Source organism: Nocardia sp. NPDC058658, assembly GCF_042716665.1.
Lineage (GTDB): Bacteria > Actinomycetota > Actinomycetes > Mycobacteriales > Mycobacteriaceae > Nocardia.
The window spans coordinates 156,713-172,935 of the sequence record NZ_JBHXRR010000009.1; the positions used below are offsets into that span (position 1 = coordinate 156,713).

A 16,223-nucleotide genomic window follows, 5' to 3' on the forward strand; every position below is an offset into this window, starting at 1 on the left:
TTTTCTCGCCACCTGGGTGGGCGTGTCCGGGCCCCGGGGTTGGTTGGGGGCACGGCTGACCTGCGCGACAGTGGACTACAACACCTGTTGTCGGGTCGGCGAAGGAGATTCGGATGCGAGGTCGCTTGGCTGCTGGTGCCCCCGAAAGTGTTGGGCTGCTGGGAGTTTCGTACGACGTATCCTTTGTTGTGCGCACTCGCGATGACCTGGCCGACCCGCCGTCCACGTGCGGGTGGACGCCAGACCGGCCCGATGTCTGTCCGGTCGAGTCCGACGACGAGCGCGCCGCGTCCACGGCATCCGACATCGTGCTGCCGATCCGCCCGCGCAGCACCTATGTCGACGGCGACCCCCTGTTCTGCCTGGCCGGCGAAGCGGTCCTGGCCTGGAACTACGCGAGCCTCGTCACCCACCTCGACCCCCGCGTCCCGATCTACGGCCTGCAGGCGAGTCCCGAACCGCGCACGATCCGCGAATACGCCACCCGCTACCTCACCGAGATCCGCCGCATCGCCCCCCACGGCCCTTACCAGCTACTCGGCTGGTCCGCAGGCGGTCTCGTCGCCCACGAGATCGCTGTGCGACTCCGTGAGGCAGGCGAACACGTCCGCATCGTCCTCCTCGCCACCGACCCCGCCGCACCCACACCCGCGCCGCTGTCCGTTGACGGATTCGCCCGATTGCTCGGCGCCGACCTCGGCAGCGACCTCGGCCCCCTCGCCGACCTGAGCGCCATGGCCGCACACATGGTGACCGGCCACCGCCCCGCCTGGCTCCCCGGCGACCTCACCGTGTGCATCGCAGGCCGCGAACCCGACGGCACCGACCGCCTCGACCCCGCTGCCACGGTGCGCAATTGGCGCCCGTACGTCGAGGGCCCTGTCACCGGCTACGTCATCGACGCGACCCCCGACGAACTCACCACCCCCGACCTCCTCCCCGAGATCGCCCGAATCCTCGCGACCACCCCGCCCGCGACATGCTGACCGAGTTCCCCGGCGCCACACCACCCATCGACCACGATGGGCACGTGCACACCACCGACGAGCCCGGCACCGACCGCGCCCCGACGGTGGCGCTCACGCAGTGGTGGGTGCTCTCGCAACGCCTGATCCGCCCGGCCTGGCGCACCGGCGAGATCCTCACCGCCCTGCTCGCCCCCGCCGTGTTCACCATCGGCTTCTATGTACCCCTCAACCTCGTGATGACCGTCTACGGCCACGGCCTGAGCAGCTATGCCCAGTTCCTGATGCCGATGATCGTCATGCAGGCGGTCGCGTTCTGCGCCATCGCCGCCGCGTTCCGCGCCGCCACCGACGCCCGCGACGGCCTCGACGTCCGCTTCGCCACCCTGCCCATGCCCCGCGGGGTCCCGTTCGCGGCCAGGATCACCGTGGCCGCCCACCGCGCGGTGATCGCGGTCGGCGCCGCGCTCGTCTGCGGCACCGTCATCGGCTTCCGCTTCTACGGAAGCTGCTGGCACACAGCGGGTTTCCTCGCCTTCGCCCTGCTGATCGCGACCGCCCTGTGCTGCGGTGCCGATCTCCTCGGCAGCATGTCGGCCAGCCCCGAGGCCACCACCCAGATCCTGGTCCTACCCCAGCTGATCTTCGGCATGGTCTCCACCGGATTCGCCCCCGCGAACCAATTCCCCAGCTGGATCCAGGTTTTCGTGCGCAACCAGCCCGTCTCCCAGTTCGTCGACGGCTTGCGCGCACTGGCGGGCGACTCCACCGGCAACGCGGGCGCAGTCGACATCGCCACCCTGGGACCGGGCCTGGCCTGGGTACTCGGCATCCTGGTGGTCTGTGGCGGGCTGTCCTGGCGCCACGCCGCACGGCGGGCCGCATGACGACCATCGCCCTGCCGCAGGTCACCCGCGACACCGAGTCCCTGCGAATGCTGCTGCCGCAGACCATGATCCAAACCAGACGGCTCCTGACCCGCTGGGCAAGGGACCCGCTGACAGTGATGCAGGCACTGCTCTTCCCTGCCCTCCTGCTGGTGATGCTGAATGCCGTACTGGGCAAACAGGTCTCGTCCTTCGCGGGCGCCGACGCCCTCTACGGTTCGGTCCCGATGGTCTCGCTGGTCGGCGTGATGTCGGGTTCCCTGGCCGGCGCCGTCACCCTTGGTCGCGAGCGAGACGAAGGACTGCTGTCCCGATTCTGGGTGCTGCCGGTCCACCGCGCATCGGGCCTGCTCTCGCGCGTGCTGGCCGAAAGCGTGCGAATCCTGCTGTGCACCTTGGTGATCTTCGCCGTCGGCGTCGCCCTGGGTTTCCGCTTCACCCAGGGGGTCCCGGCCGCGATCGCGCTGTTCGCGATTCCGGTGCTGTACGGCGTCGGCTTCGCGACCATGGTCACCGCGCTGGCCGTCTACACCGCGAAAGCCACACTGGTAGAGGTCGTTTCGCTGGCGTCATCGATGATGATGTTCTTCAGCACCGGTTTCGTGCCGCTCATCGCCTACCCGGCGTGGGCCCGCCCGATCGTGGAACACAACCCGCTCACCCACGCCATCGACACCATGCGCGGACTCTCGCTCGGCGGTCCCGTGCGCGGACCCTTGCTCGCCACGCTGGCCTGGTCGCTCGGCGCGGTCGCGGTCTTCGCGCTACCCGCGGCGATCGGCTTCCGCCGTGCCAGCCGCTACTGAGCGGGCGCGGACCGGGTGATCGCGTCGCGTGCCTCGGTGATCAGTTTCGCCGAATCGCGCGGGCTCAACGCCATCGCCCGCAGCTGATCGAAGATCACGCCGAACCGACGGATCTCGGAGTGCCCCTCGACCAGGTCGTGCACCGACATACTCTCCACGTACACCAGTTCGGGATCCACCGGATTGCGGAAGTCGAGCAGTGTGAACGAGCCTGCCATGCCGGGGTGCGCGCCCGCGTCGAACGGAAGTACCTGCAGGATCACGTTCTTGCGCTTGGTCTCGTCGAGCAGCCGGTCGAGCTGGCCCGCCATCGTCGCGGGTCCGCCGACTACACGGCGGATCGCCGCCTCGTCCATCACCACCCACAGTTCCAGTGGGTCTTCCTTGGTCAGGTTGATGGCGCGATCCATGCGCGCCTGCGCCCGGCTCTCCATCACCGAGGCGTCCAGCCGCGGCATCGAGGTGTCGATCACGGCGGCGGCGTATTCGAAGGTCTGCAGCAGGCCGGGCACCGTCGAGGTCTGGTATTGCCGTGCCGACAATGCTTCCGCTTCGAAGTTGATGTAATTGGCGTACACCTCCGACACCGCGCCCTCGTAAGGGCGCGACATGCCGGGTTTCAGCGCGTCGGTCAGCAAGCTGAGTGCTTCCTCGCGCATTTTGTCATCGACCTGATACAGATCGAGCATGGCGCCGAGAGTGCGACGCTGCGGACGCGCCTGAGCCATTTCGATCCGGTACAGCGTGGTGACGTTGATACCGGTTCGGGCGCTGACGTCTTCCTTGCTCAGCCCGGCGCTTTCACGCAACTCACGAAGCATGGCCGCGAGCCTGCGGAGCCGGACGGTCAGGGTCGTACGCTTGCCTGCCATGAATCGCATTATTGCGCTGCAAGGCCACTCTGTCACGCGTTCGGCGAAGACTGCGACATAGGGCCTGTCATGGTGTTCGGCGCGTCAGCGCGGCTCGCCGGAAGACTGTGCGAGACTGCCGATGTGACCCGGGATTCTGTCAGGGCGGCTTTACTGCAGGAGTGATAACGCAATCTTGCGTTTCGCCTTCTGAGCGAGCATGATCGGCGTTAGCCTGGTTGCGAACAATCCGAACAGAAGACCGGGATAACCGAATCGAGAGCCAATCATGTTGGTAGACAAATCTTGGGTGTCGGGTGAATTCGGGGCGTTGCGATGAGCGCGCCGGTGATGGGGGTACTTCCGACCGCTCCGCAATTGTTGTGCGCATTTCAGGGGCGGCGTTTTCAAGATCGCGAATTGTTGCGATCAGCGCACGCACTCGCTGAACTGCACGAACGGCGGGGGCAGGTACGTGATACGGCATTGATCGCCGAGATCGATTGCCGTCGAAGTGAACTGGTCGACGACATCAACGACTGGTGTGTGCAGGAGATCCCGTTGCATCGCAACGGCGCCTCGCTGCACACCGAAAGTCTCGGTGCGGTCGTCGACCGGATGGCGCGTAGCTGGGTGGATGCCAACCAGGCCATCGACATCGACGGTGCGCGAAGCGACAACACGCACAAGCACTGGTATCACCTCGCCGAGCTTGTGGACGGTTACACAGATCTGGTCACAGATGTGGCCGGTGGACGGCGAAGGCTGCCCGAACAGTAAGGGCTACACCGGCTCCGGTGACAGTCGCGCTTCGAAGGCGATGCGGTCACCGCGGTAGAGCGAGCGCACCCGTTCGATGGGGGCGCCGTCGGCGTCGACACTGCGCCGGTGCAGCAGCAACATCGGTAGTGCGGTGGTGCATTCGAGCAGGCCCGCCTCGCGCGGGGCGGCGAGTACGGTTTCGATGCGTTCGCGCGCACCGGCGAGTTCGACGCCGGTCGCGCGGATCGCGGCGTACAGCGATGTGGTGGGGTCATAGGTGCCGCGCAGGTCGGCGAAGCGGTGCAGGGGTAGGTAGGTGCTCTCCAGTCCGACACGTTCACCGTCGGCGAGCAGTACCCGCTCCAGGTGCATCACGTCGGTGCCCACCTCCACCTCGAGATCCGCGGCGGTCGCGGCATCGGCGGCGATGTCTTCCCAGGCGACCAGGATGCGGCCGGGGGTGCGACCGAGACTGATCGCACCCTCGGTGTAGGAGCGCAGTGACAGTGGCTGCGTCAGTTTGGGCCGGGAGACGACGGTGCCACGACCCTGCCGCCGAATCCTGCCCTCCACCAGTAGTTCTCGTAGTGCCTGTCGCACGGTTTCGCGGGCGACACCGAAGCGGGTGGCGAGGTCGCGTTCGGAGGGCACCGGGTCGCCCTCGGCGAGATCGGTCAGGATCAGATCGATTTCGGTGCGAACCAAGAACACCTTCGGAACGCGGGTCGTCTGCGGCGAATCCATGTCGCCCAGCCTACCCGGATTGGTCTATACCAAAAATTAACTTGCCGTTCTCGCGGCCCACACCTATCGGTCTAGACCATTTGCCACTATCGGTGCCATGCGATTGGTCATCATCGGTGGCGGGATCCTCGGCACCGCACACGCCTGGGCCGCGATTGCCCGTGGACACGAGGTCACCCACCTCGAACGTGAACGCGAAGCCCGCGGCGCGACGGTCCGCAACTTCGGTCTGGTCTGGGTTTCGGGCCGCTCGGCGAACGAGCTCGAGCTGACGCTGCGTTCGCGCGAGCTGTGGGAGGAGATCGGCGGCCGGGTCGCCGGCGTCGGCTTCCGGCCCGCAGGCTCGATCACCCTTGTGCGCACCCCCGCCGAACTCGCCGTGGCCGAAGCCGCGGCCGCCGGTGACACCGCCGAAGCCCGCGGATTCACCCTGCTCGACCCCGACCAGGTGCGCGCGATCAACCCGGCCGTGCGCGGCAAATACCTTGCGGGCCTGCACTGCTCGACAGACGCCGCGGTGGAGTCGCGTCAGGCGCTGCCCGCGCTGCGCGCCCATATGGCCGCGTCCGGTCGCTACACCTTCCACGAGAGCACCGAGGCCCGCTCGGTACTCGACACCGGAACCGGCGCGGTCGTCGTCGACGATCACGGTCGCCGCCACGAAGCCGACCTGGTCATCCACTGCCCCGGCGCCGCCCACTCCGGCCTCACCCGCGAGCTCGTGTCCGACCTCCCGGTGCGCCGCGTGCGCCTGCAGATGATGCAGACCGCCCCGCTGGGCGAACCGCTCACCACCGCGATTGCCGACGGTGACAGCTTCCGCTACTACCCGGGTTTCGCAGGCCCGCAGGTGGATTCGCTGGCCGCCGAGCAGTCCCAGGCCGCCACCGCCGCTGAGCACAAGATGCAGCTGCTGTGCGTGCAGCGCCTGCACGGCGGCCTGACCATCGGCGACACCCACGAATACGTCGAGCCGTTCGCCTTCGACGTCGACGAAGCGCCCTACGACCATCTCACCGAGGTGACCGAGGAACTGCTCGGCCGCAAGCTGCCGCCGATCGTGCGGCGCTGGGCCGGTGTCTACAGCCAGAGCGTCGATCCCGGCGCCATCGTCACCCGGGTCCGGGCCGATACCAACGTCTGGGTCGTCACCGGCCCCGGCGGTCGCGGTATGACCCTGGGCCCCGCCATCGGCGAACAAACCGCCGACCAGATCGGACTGTGAGGAACACCGTGTCGGACAACAAGATTCAGCTCGCCGCTCTCGACATGGCAGGCACCACCGTCGCCGACGGTGGACTGGTGTTGCGCGCCTTCGAGAGCGCCGCCACCGCCGCAGGCATCGAGACCGAGGGCCCGCACCGGGAACAGGCTCGCCGCTACGTCGTCGACACCATGGGCCAGTCCAAGATCGAGGTGTTCCGCGCCCTGCTCAACGGCGACGAAGCGGCCGCCCAGCACGCCAACCGCGCCTTCGAAATCGCCTACGACGCACTGATCGACGAAGCCGATATCGCGCCGATCCCCGGTGCCGTCGAGGCGATCACCGCGCTGCGCGAAGCCGGTGTCCGGGTCGCCTTGACAACCGGATTCAGCCGCGGCACCCAGGACAAGTTACTCGCCGCTCTCGGCTGGGCCGACCTCGTCGACCTCACGCTGGCGCCGTCGGATGCCGGTCGTGGCCGTCCCTATCCCGACATGGTGCTGGCCGCCGCGTTGCGCCTGGGCGTCGACGCCGTCGACCGGATCGCCGTCCTCGGTGACACCACCAGCGACATCGCCACCGGCCTCGCCGCCGGTGCGGGCATCGTCGCGGGCGCCCTCACCGGCGCGCACACCGCCGATCAGCTGCGCGCCGCGGGCGCTACCCATGTCGTCGACTCCGTCGCCGATTTCCCTGCCCTGGTACTCGCCTGCTGAGAGCTGGTGCCGCGGTGCTTCGACCTCGAACTCGGCCCCACTGAACCTGCCGTCGCGGTAGTCGCCGCGGCGTCGTCCTCCGATCCACCCGTCCCTGCGATTCCCCCGACATCTGAACGAAAGTTGCTGTAATCGTGCGTACTTCACTCACCAAGGCCGCGTTGCTGCTGGCCGGTATCACCGCGGTCGCGTTCACCGGCGCCTGTGGTGGCACCGGCACCGAATCCGCGAGCGGCAAGACCGTCACCGTGTACTCCGCCGACGGTGTCGGTGGCTGGTACAAGAACCAGTTCGACGCGTTCACCAAGGAAACCGGCATCGCGGTCAACCTGGTGGAGGCCGGTTCCGGCGAGGTCGTGAACCGCGTCGACAAGGAACAGTCCAACCCGCAGGCCGACGTGGTCGTCACCCTGCCGCCGTTCATCCAGAAGGCCAAGCAGTCGGGCCTGCTGCAGCCCAGCGGCATCGACACCGCCGCCATCCCCGCCGCGGCGAAGGACGCCGACGGCACCTACGTGACCATGGCGAACAACTTCCTGTGCTTCATCGCCAACCCCGCGGTCGACGCCTCGGCCCTGACCTGGGAAGACCTGCTGAAGCCGGAGTACAAGGGCAAGCTGCAGTACTCCACCCCCGGCCAGGCCGGCGACGGCACCGCCGTGCTGGTGCTGCTGCAGCAGCTGCGCGGCAAGCAGGGTGCGCTGGATTACCTTGCCGCACTGCAGGCCAACAATGTCGGCCCGTCGTCGTCGACCGGCAAGCTGCAGGCCAAGGTCGACAAGGGCGAGCTGCTCATCGCCAACGGTGACGTGCAGATGAACCTGACCACGGTCAAGGAGAAGGGCTCCAAGTTCAACGTCTTCTTCCCCGCCGCCGACGGCAAGCGTTCCACCGTGGCAGTCCCGTACATGATGGGTCTGGCCAAGGGTGCTCCGCACAAGGACGACGCCACCAAGCTGATGAGCTTCCTGATGGCCCCGGCCGCCCAGGCGAAGCTCGGCCCCGACGCGTTCGCCGTGTCGCCCCGCACCGATGTGCCCGCCCCGTCCGACGGTGGTCCGGCCGCCACGATGACCGGAGTCGACGTCGTTTCGGTCGACTGGAACAAGGTGCTGACCGAGCTGGACGCCGATGTCGCGGCGTACCAGAAGGCAACCGGCAGCTGAATGCGGCTGTGACCTAAGGGAGTTGACGATGTCCGACGGTGACCTCCAGATGAAATCCGCCACCTCGGTGGCGGCAACCAACGAACCCGCGATCGTGTTCGACCGGGTCGGGGTCAGTTACGGCCGGGGCCGCAAGGCCGCTGTCGCGCTGGCCGATTTCACCCTGCGCGTCGCCGTCGGCGAGACCGTCGCGCTCCTCGGGCCCAGTGGGTCGGGCAAGTCGACCGCGCTCAAAGCGCTGGCAGGCTTCGTCCGGCCCACCACGGGCTCGGTCCGCCTCGCGGGCCGCGACGTCACCGATCTCTCGCCCGCCAAGCGCGGGATCGGTGTCGTCGTACAGTCCTACGCGCTGTTCCCGCACATGAACGTGCACAGCAATGTGGCTTTCGGTCTGAAATCGCATCGGGTGCCGCGTACGGAGATCTCCACCCGGGTCGCCGAGGCGCTCGACATGGTTGGCATGGGCGGGTATGCGAAGCGGCTGCCGCGTGAACTTTCGGGCGGTCAGCAGCAGCGCGTGGCGATCGCCCGAGCGCTGGCCATCAAACCCAGCGTCCTACTGCTCGACGAGCCACTCGCCGCGCTCGATGCGCAGCTACGTCACTCGATGCTCGGCGAACTGCAGGCCCTGCGAAAAGCCTTGCCCGACACCGCGATGCTGTACGTCACCCACGATCAAGCGGAAGCGTTGGCGTTGGCGGACCGGATCGCGGTGATGCGCGATTCCCGCCTCATCGACATCGACACCGCCGAAAACCTGTGGCAGCGACCTCCTTCCGACTTCACCGCAGGTTTCCTCGGTGGCGCAAACCTGGTGCCCTGCACCGTCAACCATGTCACCGGCACTGCCGCCCTGGTCACCGCTGGTGCCAACACCCTCCGGGCCCAGGCACCGCAACCCGGTGTGGGACTGGCGGATTGGGCGCCCGGCGACGAAGCCCTGCTGTGCATCCGTCCGCACACGATCACCGTCGGTAAACCCAGCGAACGGGACGCTTTGCGTGCCACCGTCCGCACCTCGGTGTGGCGCGGCGCGACCACCAGAGTCGAGCTGGCCGTCGACGGCCTACCCGGTGTGCTCGCGGCCGACGTGTCGGGGCACTTCACCGTGGAAGTCGGTGCCATCGTCGGAGTGAAGCTCCCGGACCCGGCCGGGGTGCTCATCCCGCGCACGATCGGTGAGACATCGGCCATGGCAGCCGATTCCGTGCCCTCGGACGGTGCGGTGTGAAGACAACACCCTCGACCCGGTCCCGAGGTGAACGGCTCAACGGCTCAGGAGTCCGTGCCCCCGATGCGCGCCCCAGTGCTGCGCGACGCCGCGATATCGGGTTATGGCACGGCAGTCCGCGACGGACTGAAGCCGGGGCGCGGTGTGCCGATTCCTCTGGCCCGCTCTCCCCTGAAATGGTGCGAGAGTGGGTGATCGGCGAGGAGGCAGCCGATTCCATGACAACGGCAGGCAGAAACTCCGCCGATCGGATCATGTGTGAGCGGGGCATCAGCGGGGTGCGGCGATGAGCGCAGTCATTCTCGATCGACCCGATGTGTCGCCGCCGTCGAACGATCGCGCACCGCGTAGGTCGTGGCTACCGATCCTGTGGACCTTGCCGCCCGTCCTGGTGGTGCTCGGCGTCGCCGGCTACCCGATTCTGCGGGTGCTGACCGAGTCCACCCAAACCCCGACCGGTCGTGGCACCGACGTCTGGACATCCGTGCTCGGATCGGAGGCATTCCGGGAAGCGTTGTGGCGCACCGTCTCCATCGCCGTCTGTGCCACGGCCGGATGCCTGGTCCTCGGCACGTTCCTGGCGATCGTGCTGGCCTTCGTCCCGTTCCCCGGTTCCGGTGTGGTCGGTCGCCTCATCGACACGATCCTGACGCTGCCGTCGTTCCTCATCACCCTCGCCTTCACATTCCTCTACGGCACGGCCGGCGCGGTGAATGCCCTGATCACCGAATTGACCGGCGCCACAACACCGGTCATCGACTTCCTCACCACCCCGCTGGGCGTGATCCTGGCCGAGATCACCTACTTCACCCCGTTCGTGGTGCGCCCGGTGCTCGCGGCATTCGCCCAGATGCCGCGCGAACAACTGGACGTGGCAGCAAGTCTCGGCGCTTCACCGTGGCGGGTGCTGCGTCAGGTGGTGCTGCCCGAGGCGTGGCCCGCCCTGGCCGCAGGCGGTTCCCTGGTCCTGCTGCTCACGCTCAACGAGTTCGGCATCGTGCTCTTCACCGGCGCAAAGGGCGTCATCACCCTGCCCGCGCTGATCTACACCCGAGGCATCGTCACCTTCGATCTCCCCGGCGCCGCCGTGCTGGCCTCGGTACAGGTGCTGCTCTCCCTGAGCCTCTATCTGATCTACCGGCTCGTGTTCGCCCGCTTCATCGCCCGCCCGAAGGGGGACTGATCGTGCTCGTCTGGACTCCCCGCGGAAAAGCCCTGGTACTCGGCATCTTCGCGCTCGTGGTCACGGTGGTCTTCATCGCCCCGATCGCCACCGTGATCGCCGCCGCCCTGGCAGGCAGCTGGACCGGCCCCCTGCCCTCCGACCTCGGCTTCACCAATATCGGCAACGCCCTCAGCGGCGAACAAGCAGCCAGCCTCTCCGTCAGCCTGCAAACCGCCCTCCTGGCAGCCGCGATCTCCCTCGTCCTCGGCACCTGGGCCGCCCTCGCCTCCCGCGAAGCACCCTCCTGGTTGCGCCGCCTGACCGACGCCGTCTTCCACCTCCCCGTCGCCGTCCCCTCGGTAGCGGTCGGCCTCGGCGTCCTCATCGCCTTCAACGAACGCCCGCTGCTGCTCGGCGGCACCAAGTGGATCGTCATCCTCGCCCACGCCGTCCTGGTCCTGGCCTACGCCTTCAGCGCGGTCTCCGCCGCCCTCGACCGCCTCGAGCCCGCCTACCGCCAGGCCGCCGAATCCCTTGGCGCAGGACCGGTTCGAGTCCTCTGCCAAATCACCCTGCCCCTGCTGTTACCCGCCCTCGGCGCCGCCGCAGGCCTCGCAGTCGCCCTCTCCATGGGCGAACTCGGCGCGACCATCATGGTCTACCCCGCCACCTGGAAGACGTTGCCCGTCAGCATCTTCGCCCAAACCGACCGCGGCGAAGTCTTCGACGCCGCCGCCGGAACCACAGTCCTCGTGGTGGTGACCTTGATCGTGCTGGTAGTCCTCGGCCGCGTACGAGGACGTGCCGCCGTCCGTTGATCCGGCCCGACTGCGGCGGCCCAGAGTTGAGTGCGCGGCGAGTCGGCCACGCTGAGCGCGCACTATTCGCGCGAATGGTGCAATTCTCGACCGATACTCGAAGTTGTGGGCGCTCAGCGTGGTGTGCCCTACTCGAACGCCCCAGCAGCAACCGAGGTAAGCCCACCGTCAACGCGCAGGTCGTGGCCATTGACGTACGCGGCGTCGGCCGAACCCAGGAATGCGACGGCGGCCGCCACATCTTCGGAGGTACCGACCCGGCCCGCAGGCGGCAAGCTCGCGACGGCACGCCTGGCGTCTTCGGGCATCTCCCGGTGGAAAGCGGGGGTGTCGATGTAGCCGGGGCTCACCGAGTTCACCCGAATTCGCCGTGGCGCCAATTCCGCTGAGAGAGTGCGGGTCAGGTTGTGGACCGCCGCTTTGCTCGCCGAGTACAGGGCCGAGCCGGGGACCCCGAGGTGCAGGCCGAACGAGGCGTTGATGACGATCGAAGCATGATCGGGGAGTAGCGGCAGAGTCTTCTGGATGGTGAAGAACGCGCCCTTGAGATTGCTGCCGATCACCTGGTCGAAGAGCGCCCCGGTGACCTGATCGATCAGCTGGAACGAACCGATACCCGCGTTGGCGAACAGCAAATCGAGATGACCGAAGCGGTCGGCAACCGCCGCGGCCAGACTGTTGAGATCATCGAGATCGGTTGCGTCCCCGGCGATCCCGTACGCCTGGCGACCGAGCTCAGCGACAGCCGCATCGAGCCGCGTCTTGTCCCGCCCGGTAACCACCACCCGAGCCCCCTCCGCGATCAACCGATGCGCGGTAGCCAACCCCATCCCACTACTCCCGCCGGTGATCAGTGCGGTCTTACCATCGAATCGAGAACTGTTGTGCGTCATGGGTTCAGCGTGGTGGACGGCCTACCGAGTAGGCAGTGCGCAGTTATCAGGGGTGCGCCAACACCAGGATCGCGGTGAGCATCGGCCAGCCGTCAGGCGGATTCGGACAGACGCAGCCGGGGAAGCCGCGCCAGGCGGTCTGCGGTATCGGTATTCGGCTTCGGGTTGTAGAGCACCAGTGACCAATTCGGGTGGTCGGCGACGGTGAGCGTAGTGGCATCGAAGTAGAGATCCCCGACCTCGGGATGCCGCAGCGCATTCACAGCTTGCAGCGGCGCACCGACGTCGTGCCGTTCCCAGAGTTCAGCGAACGCGGGCTCGGAAGCAGCGAGTTCGCCTGCCACCCGCTGAAATTCGCTGTCGTGCGGAACGAGCGCCGCATCCGCGCGATAAGCGGCAACCACCCCCGGCGCGGCCTCGGCCCACAACTCGGGCAAATCCCGGTAGCGAGGGCTGGTGAAGAACGTGACCAGACAGTTGTGCGGCTCACCGGCCTCGCACCCGAACACCCACCCCGCAATCCCATTGAACGCCAAAATATTCCAGTACCGATCCCGAACAACAGCAGGCCCCCGCTCCCACCCATCGATCACCGCCCGAACCTCCGCGGTAACCTCCACCGCCGACCCACCAGCCACCGGCGGATTCAACCCAGCCAACACATACAAGTGCCCCCGCTCCACCGCACTCAACCGCAACACCCCCGCCACCGCATCGAGCACTTCCCCCGACACCGTGATATCCCGCCCCTGCTCTAACCACGTATACCAAGAGACCCCAACCCCGGCCAGCATCGCAACTTCCTCGCGCCGCAGCCCAGGCGTCCGACGCCGTCCCACCACCGGCAGGCCCACCTCACTCGGCCCGATCCGCTCCCGCCGCGACCGCAGGAAGTCGCGGAGCTGTTCGCGCCTCCGGGAAGATGCCGCACTGGTCATCCAACCAAGGTAACAAGGTGACTATCGGGTTGCGACGGACATCGGTGGCTTGCCTTACGCAGGGCGAGTACCGACTACGGCCGCAGGCGTCCTGTCTGACAGTCGAGGCAGACCAACCCATACACCTTCGCCAAGCCGGCCACGAACGGGGCAACCTCACCTGCCCAATCCTCTCGGATATAGATCCGGAATGTCGGTCCATCAGCATCCCCCGCACCCCTGACCTTCCAAGGACTGCCTTCCTCGCCGACATCTGGCCAACGGCGCAGCAGAGCCTGCCTGAACTCTGCGATCTTCGGACTCGGGCGATCACACTGCTCGTCCCGCAGATACCGGCCATCGCGCATGTCACCAATATCGATGATCTTCTGCCGCAGTTCAGCATCACTGGTTGGCTGCTCGCCTTCCCAGACGTCCAGGTCGTAACTCATGGGCCTATCCTGCACTGCGCCACTGACCCTAAATCTCCGCTGTTGCGACGCAGCGTGCTCGGTTCGAAACGACCGCAGATGGACGTCGGGGCCCATCTGTCCTGCTCGCCCTAGACTGACTCCGGCAATGTTGGCACCGCACAGTATGCGGTTGGAGTAGGAGTTGTGGTGATCCGGGCTGTTGTGTTCGATGTCGGCGAGACCCTTGTGGACGAGACTCGGGAGTACGGCACCTGGGCGGACTGGTTGGGCGTACCCCGCCATACCTTCGTCTCCGTGTTCGGCGCTGTGATCGCCCAAGGGCTGGACTACCGAGAAACGTTCCAGGTGTTCAAGCCAGGATTCGATCTCGATCAACAGCGCCAAGCTCGCGCAGATGCAGGCAAGCCGGAGTGGTTCGGCGAGGAAGACCTCTACTCGGATGTCCGTCCAGCTCTGTCGGCCCTGCGCGAGATGGGTGTCTGGGTGGGCATCGTCGGAAACCAGACCGTCCGCGCGGGCGGCCTGCTGCGCGGTCTCGATCTGCCGACCGACTTCATCGCGACCTCCGATGACTGGGGGGTAGCAAAGCCCGACATCGCGTTCTTCGACAAGGTTGTCGAGGTCGCGGGATGCCCGGCAGAACAGATCATCTACGTCGGTGACCGCATCGACAACGACATCACCCCGGCCACCAAGGTCGGTATGCGAACCGCCTATATCCAGCGCGGACCATGGGGATGGATCCACAAGGACCGGCAGGACGTCAAGGAGCTCTCGGACTGGCGAATCCTCAGCCTGTCGGAACTCCCCGACATCGTGAACGCTGAGCGCTAGCCAGAGAGCGAGTTGACGGTTGTATGCCAGTCGTACAACCGCTCATCCAGCGCCCGCACTTCGGGTAGCGAGTCCCACTTGCGCAGGTCCTGCCGAACCACCTTGATCCGATCCAAAGTCGTTGCGTACCAGTGCTCGCCGATTCCGTCCAGCGCATCCTCGAGGAAGCCACACGCTTGCTCTGGCAGCTTCTCCAACACACACGCGGCCGCAGCATCGGCAAGGTAAACCGATCGTTGTTTCACCGACTCCGCGGGAAGGTCGTCAAGGACTTGCCGCAGGGTCGCCAGGGCCTCCCGGCCGTCTCCCGCGGAAATCAAAGTGTTGGCTTTGAAGCCCGCGAGCCGCGTCGGGGAGAACCAATCCAGCCACTGGGGCGACGGCTGTTCCTGCGGATCATGCAGGGCATAGGTCTGTTCGGCATGGCGGATGAGGCTCAGTGCCTGTCGGGTATTGCCGAACCGCGTCTCGACTTCGGCCTCGACAGCATCGAGCCATGCCGTCAGTTCGTGGTTTCCGTTGCCCCGCCGCGCGAATGCTCGGGCCGCTCGAACGCGCTCTCTCGCTTCCTCGGCCCTTTTCGCTTCGCCGGAGAATGCGGGAATGAAGGCCATGTGCGCGAGGACGGCGCAGCCGAGTAGTGCGTCTGCTGCTTCGTGGGCGGCCTGTAGCGCGAGGACGAAACTGGTCTGGGCTTCGTCGGGTTGCTGAAGATCGAAGAATTCGAGACGGCCTGCCAGCAGGGCTGATTCAGCGACTGCTCGTGCCAAGGGGGCGGTGGCCCGTACGTCGATCTGCGGGATGAGATCGGACCCCATCCGAGCGTGATACGAAACGGACCGGTGCAGTTGCTTCGCCGGCAGTGACCAGTACATGCCCCGATGGGCAACCGTGATCGCCACGTAGTTCTTCGCGACCGCTGCTGGCAGTTCCGCTCCACCCATCGCGCGCCGGTATCGGCCGGGGTTCTGAATTGCATTGGCGCCCAACGCTTCTCTGGAACCTCGACCTTCCGAGCCATTCGGCCAGGGAGGTGCGAACCCGAGTTCGGTAATCGGGCGTTTGAACAGCGCTTCCAGGGCTGCCGCATGCTCTGGATGTGGCCACGGCGGATCGGTCGACTCCCAACGCCTGACGGTGCGGGCTGCTACCTCGATGCGGAGTCCGATCGCACGTGCGGCGTCGGTCAACGCATCAGCCAAGGCCGCCTGAGATCGATATCCCAGCGCCTGACGGGCCGCGCGAAGAGCCGCATTCCCATTGTTTGCCATGCAAGCGAGAGTAGTCCGCTATCTGGACATTTGACGAGAGAGGCTTTTGCATATGGCCGCTCAATGTCCTCTTATTTGTCCTTCTTTCGACCTTTGCGATGAGTCAATGTTGGTCTGGCAGAGCGAATCAGCTTGCGGTAGCGCGAAGGACGACACGGAGGAACGATGAACGAGCCCGACCCGTCAAGTGGTCAGCCAAATGCGGTCGTCACTGGGTGGCCCACTTCATCGGCGATCAGATGACATCCACCATCGAAACCGATGTCCTCGCCATTCTCGCGGTCGGTGGACAGCTCACCGCCGACACGATCGCCCGCAATCTGAACGTGCCACCCCGACGCGTGGCGCGCGCCCTGCACTCGTTGCGCCGCAACGGCGACGTATTTCGAAACCGGCGTGCGGCGTGGCAGATCACAGCCGGACAGAGTCACACGGAACGGCAGGCTGCGCGATGAGTCACCTCACCCCGGCCACGCCCGCGCCACAGCCATCGCTCACCCAACTCACCCGAACGCTCGAAGCGATGTGCGAAGCCGGTTGGCTCACGAACGCACCCACT

Annotated in this window: 18 protein-coding genes; 12 read left to right on the plus strand and 6 right to left on the minus strand. The window is 66.5% G+C overall.

Features of this window, described 5'->3' with window-relative positions; translation table 11 throughout:
• The first annotated feature begins 188 nt into the window (after positions 1 to 188).
• Genes ACFWUP_RS16040 through ACFWUP_RS16050 form a run of 3 tightly spaced genes read left to right on the plus strand, consistent with a single transcriptional unit; the run spans position 189 to position 2,658 of the window.
• On the plus strand, positions 189 to 986 hold the full coding sequence (locus tag ACFWUP_RS16040; protein ID WP_379234857.1) for a thioesterase domain-containing protein: 798 nt from the start codon (positions 189 to 191) through the stop codon (positions 984 to 986).
• Positions 980 to 1,852 carry an ABC transporter permease gene (locus ACFWUP_RS16045; RefSeq protein WP_379234859.1) on the plus strand — a complete coding sequence of 291 codons (873 nt, stop codon included), beginning with the start codon at positions 980 to 982 and terminating at the stop codon, positions 1,850 to 1,852. The genes ACFWUP_RS16040 and ACFWUP_RS16045 overlap by 7 nt, the downstream gene beginning before the upstream one ends.
• The gene (locus ACFWUP_RS16050) at positions 1,849 to 2,658 is read left to right on the plus strand and encodes an ABC transporter permease (protein WP_379234861.1); all 810 of its coding nucleotides are present in this window, start codon (positions 1,849 to 1,851) and stop codon (positions 2,656 to 2,658) included. Before ACFWUP_RS16045 ends, ACFWUP_RS16050 begins: the two co-directional genes overlap by 4 nt.
• Here the strand turns inward: ACFWUP_RS16050 and ACFWUP_RS16055 are convergent.
• A complete protein-coding gene (locus ACFWUP_RS16055; protein ID WP_379234863.1) occupies positions 2,652 to 3,530 on the minus strand; it encodes a helix-turn-helix domain-containing protein in 879 nt (292 codons plus the stop codon). The two genes, ACFWUP_RS16050 and ACFWUP_RS16055, sit on opposite strands and share 7 nt — an antisense overlap.
• A 399-nt stretch (positions 3,531 to 3,929) precedes the next feature.
• Between ACFWUP_RS16055 and ACFWUP_RS16060 the strand changes: the two genes are divergently transcribed.
• Positions 3,930 to 4,289, plus strand: coding sequence for a DUF4254 domain-containing protein (locus ACFWUP_RS16060; protein WP_101468584.1), 360 nt, complete (start codon positions 3,930 to 3,932; stop codon positions 4,287 to 4,289).
• Positions 4,290 to 4,292: 3 nt separating this feature from the next.
• On the opposite strand, the gene ACFWUP_RS16065 is transcribed toward ACFWUP_RS16060, so the two are convergent.
• Positions 4,293 to 5,015 carry a GntR family transcriptional regulator gene (locus tag ACFWUP_RS16065; protein WP_379234865.1) on the minus strand — a complete coding sequence of 241 codons (723 nt, stop codon included), beginning with the start codon at positions 5,013 to 5,015 and terminating at the stop codon, positions 4,293 to 4,295.
• Positions 5,016 to 5,112: 97 nt separating this feature from the next.
• Here ACFWUP_RS16065 and ACFWUP_RS16070 point away from each other — a divergent pair, with 97 nt between their 5' ends.
• The 6 genes from ACFWUP_RS16070 to ACFWUP_RS16095 all read left to right on the plus strand — a co-directional run bounded on the left by ACFWUP_RS16070 (position 5,113) and on the right by ACFWUP_RS16095 (position 11,315).
• Positions 5,113 to 6,240 (plus strand): TIGR03364 family FAD-dependent oxidoreductase, encoded by a 1,128-nt coding sequence (locus ACFWUP_RS16070; RefSeq protein ID WP_379234867.1) that lies wholly within the window; start codon positions 5,113 to 5,115, stop codon positions 6,238 to 6,240.
• Between the two features lie 8 nt (positions 6,241 to 6,248).
• Positions 6,249 to 6,935 carry a phosphonatase-like hydrolase gene (locus ACFWUP_RS16075; protein ID WP_379234869.1) on the plus strand — a complete coding sequence of 229 codons (687 nt, stop codon included), beginning with the start codon at positions 6,249 to 6,251 and terminating at the stop codon, positions 6,933 to 6,935.
• 134 nt (positions 6,936 to 7,069) lie between these two features.
• Positions 7,070 to 8,101: a 2-aminoethylphosphonate ABC transporter substrate-binding protein gene (locus ACFWUP_RS16080; RefSeq protein WP_379234871.1), complete on the plus strand. Its 1,032-nt coding sequence runs from the start codon at positions 7,070 to 7,072 to the stop codon at positions 8,099 to 8,101.
• 28 nt (positions 8,102 to 8,129) lie between these two features.
• Entirely contained in the window at positions 8,130 to 9,332 is a 1,203-nt protein-coding gene (locus tag ACFWUP_RS16085; protein ID WP_379234873.1) for an ABC transporter ATP-binding protein, read from the plus strand.
• Between the two features lie 286 nt (positions 9,333 to 9,618).
• Positions 9,619 to 10,515 (plus strand): 2-aminoethylphosphonate ABC transporter permease subunit, encoded by an 897-nt coding sequence (locus ACFWUP_RS16090; RefSeq protein ID WP_379234875.1) that lies wholly within the window; start codon positions 9,619 to 9,621, stop codon positions 10,513 to 10,515.
• Positions 10,516 to 10,517: 2 nt separating this feature from the next.
• The gene (locus ACFWUP_RS16095; protein ID WP_379234877.1) at positions 10,518 to 11,315 is read left to right on the plus strand and encodes an ABC transporter permease; all 798 of its coding nucleotides are present in this window, start codon (positions 10,518 to 10,520) and stop codon (positions 11,313 to 11,315) included.
• A 128-nt stretch (positions 11,316 to 11,443) separates the two neighbouring features.
• Here ACFWUP_RS16095 and ACFWUP_RS16100 read toward each other — a convergent pair whose 3' ends face one another.
• From ACFWUP_RS16100 to ACFWUP_RS16110, 3 genes are all read right to left on the minus strand, one after another.
• Complete coding sequence (locus tag ACFWUP_RS16100) at positions 11,444 to 12,208, minus strand: glucose 1-dehydrogenase (RefSeq protein WP_379234879.1); 765 nt, start codon at positions 12,206 to 12,208, stop codon at positions 11,444 to 11,446.
• 92 nt (positions 12,209 to 12,300) lie between these two features.
• Entirely contained in the window at positions 12,301 to 13,146 is an 846-nt protein-coding gene (locus ACFWUP_RS16105) for a helix-turn-helix transcriptional regulator (RefSeq protein WP_379234881.1), read from the minus strand.
• 74 nt (positions 13,147 to 13,220) lie between these two features.
• The gene (locus ACFWUP_RS16110; protein WP_379234883.1) at positions 13,221 to 13,577 is read right to left on the minus strand and encodes a hypothetical protein; all 357 of its coding nucleotides are present in this window, start codon (positions 13,575 to 13,577) and stop codon (positions 13,221 to 13,223) included.
• Positions 13,578 to 13,745: 168 nt separating this feature from the next.
• Between ACFWUP_RS16110 and ACFWUP_RS16115 the strand changes: the two genes are divergently transcribed.
• Positions 13,746 to 14,393: an HAD family hydrolase gene (locus ACFWUP_RS16115; protein ID WP_379234885.1), complete on the plus strand. Its 648-nt coding sequence runs from the start codon at positions 13,746 to 13,748 to the stop codon at positions 14,391 to 14,393.
• On the opposite strand, the gene ACFWUP_RS16120 is transcribed toward ACFWUP_RS16115, so the two are convergent.
• Complete coding sequence (locus ACFWUP_RS16120; RefSeq protein WP_379234887.1) at positions 14,390 to 15,664, minus strand: XRE family transcriptional regulator; 1,275 nt, start codon at positions 15,662 to 15,664, stop codon at positions 14,390 to 14,392. The two genes, ACFWUP_RS16115 and ACFWUP_RS16120, sit on opposite strands and share 4 nt — an antisense overlap.
• Positions 15,665 to 15,903: 239 nt before the next feature.
• On the opposite strand from ACFWUP_RS16120, the gene ACFWUP_RS16125 reads away from it, so the two are divergent.
• On the plus strand, positions 15,904 to 16,119 hold the full coding sequence (locus ACFWUP_RS16125) for a helix-turn-helix domain-containing protein (RefSeq protein ID WP_379234889.1): 216 nt from the start codon (positions 15,904 to 15,906) through the stop codon (positions 16,117 to 16,119).
• The last annotated feature ends 104 nt before the right edge of the window (positions 16,120 to 16,223 follow it).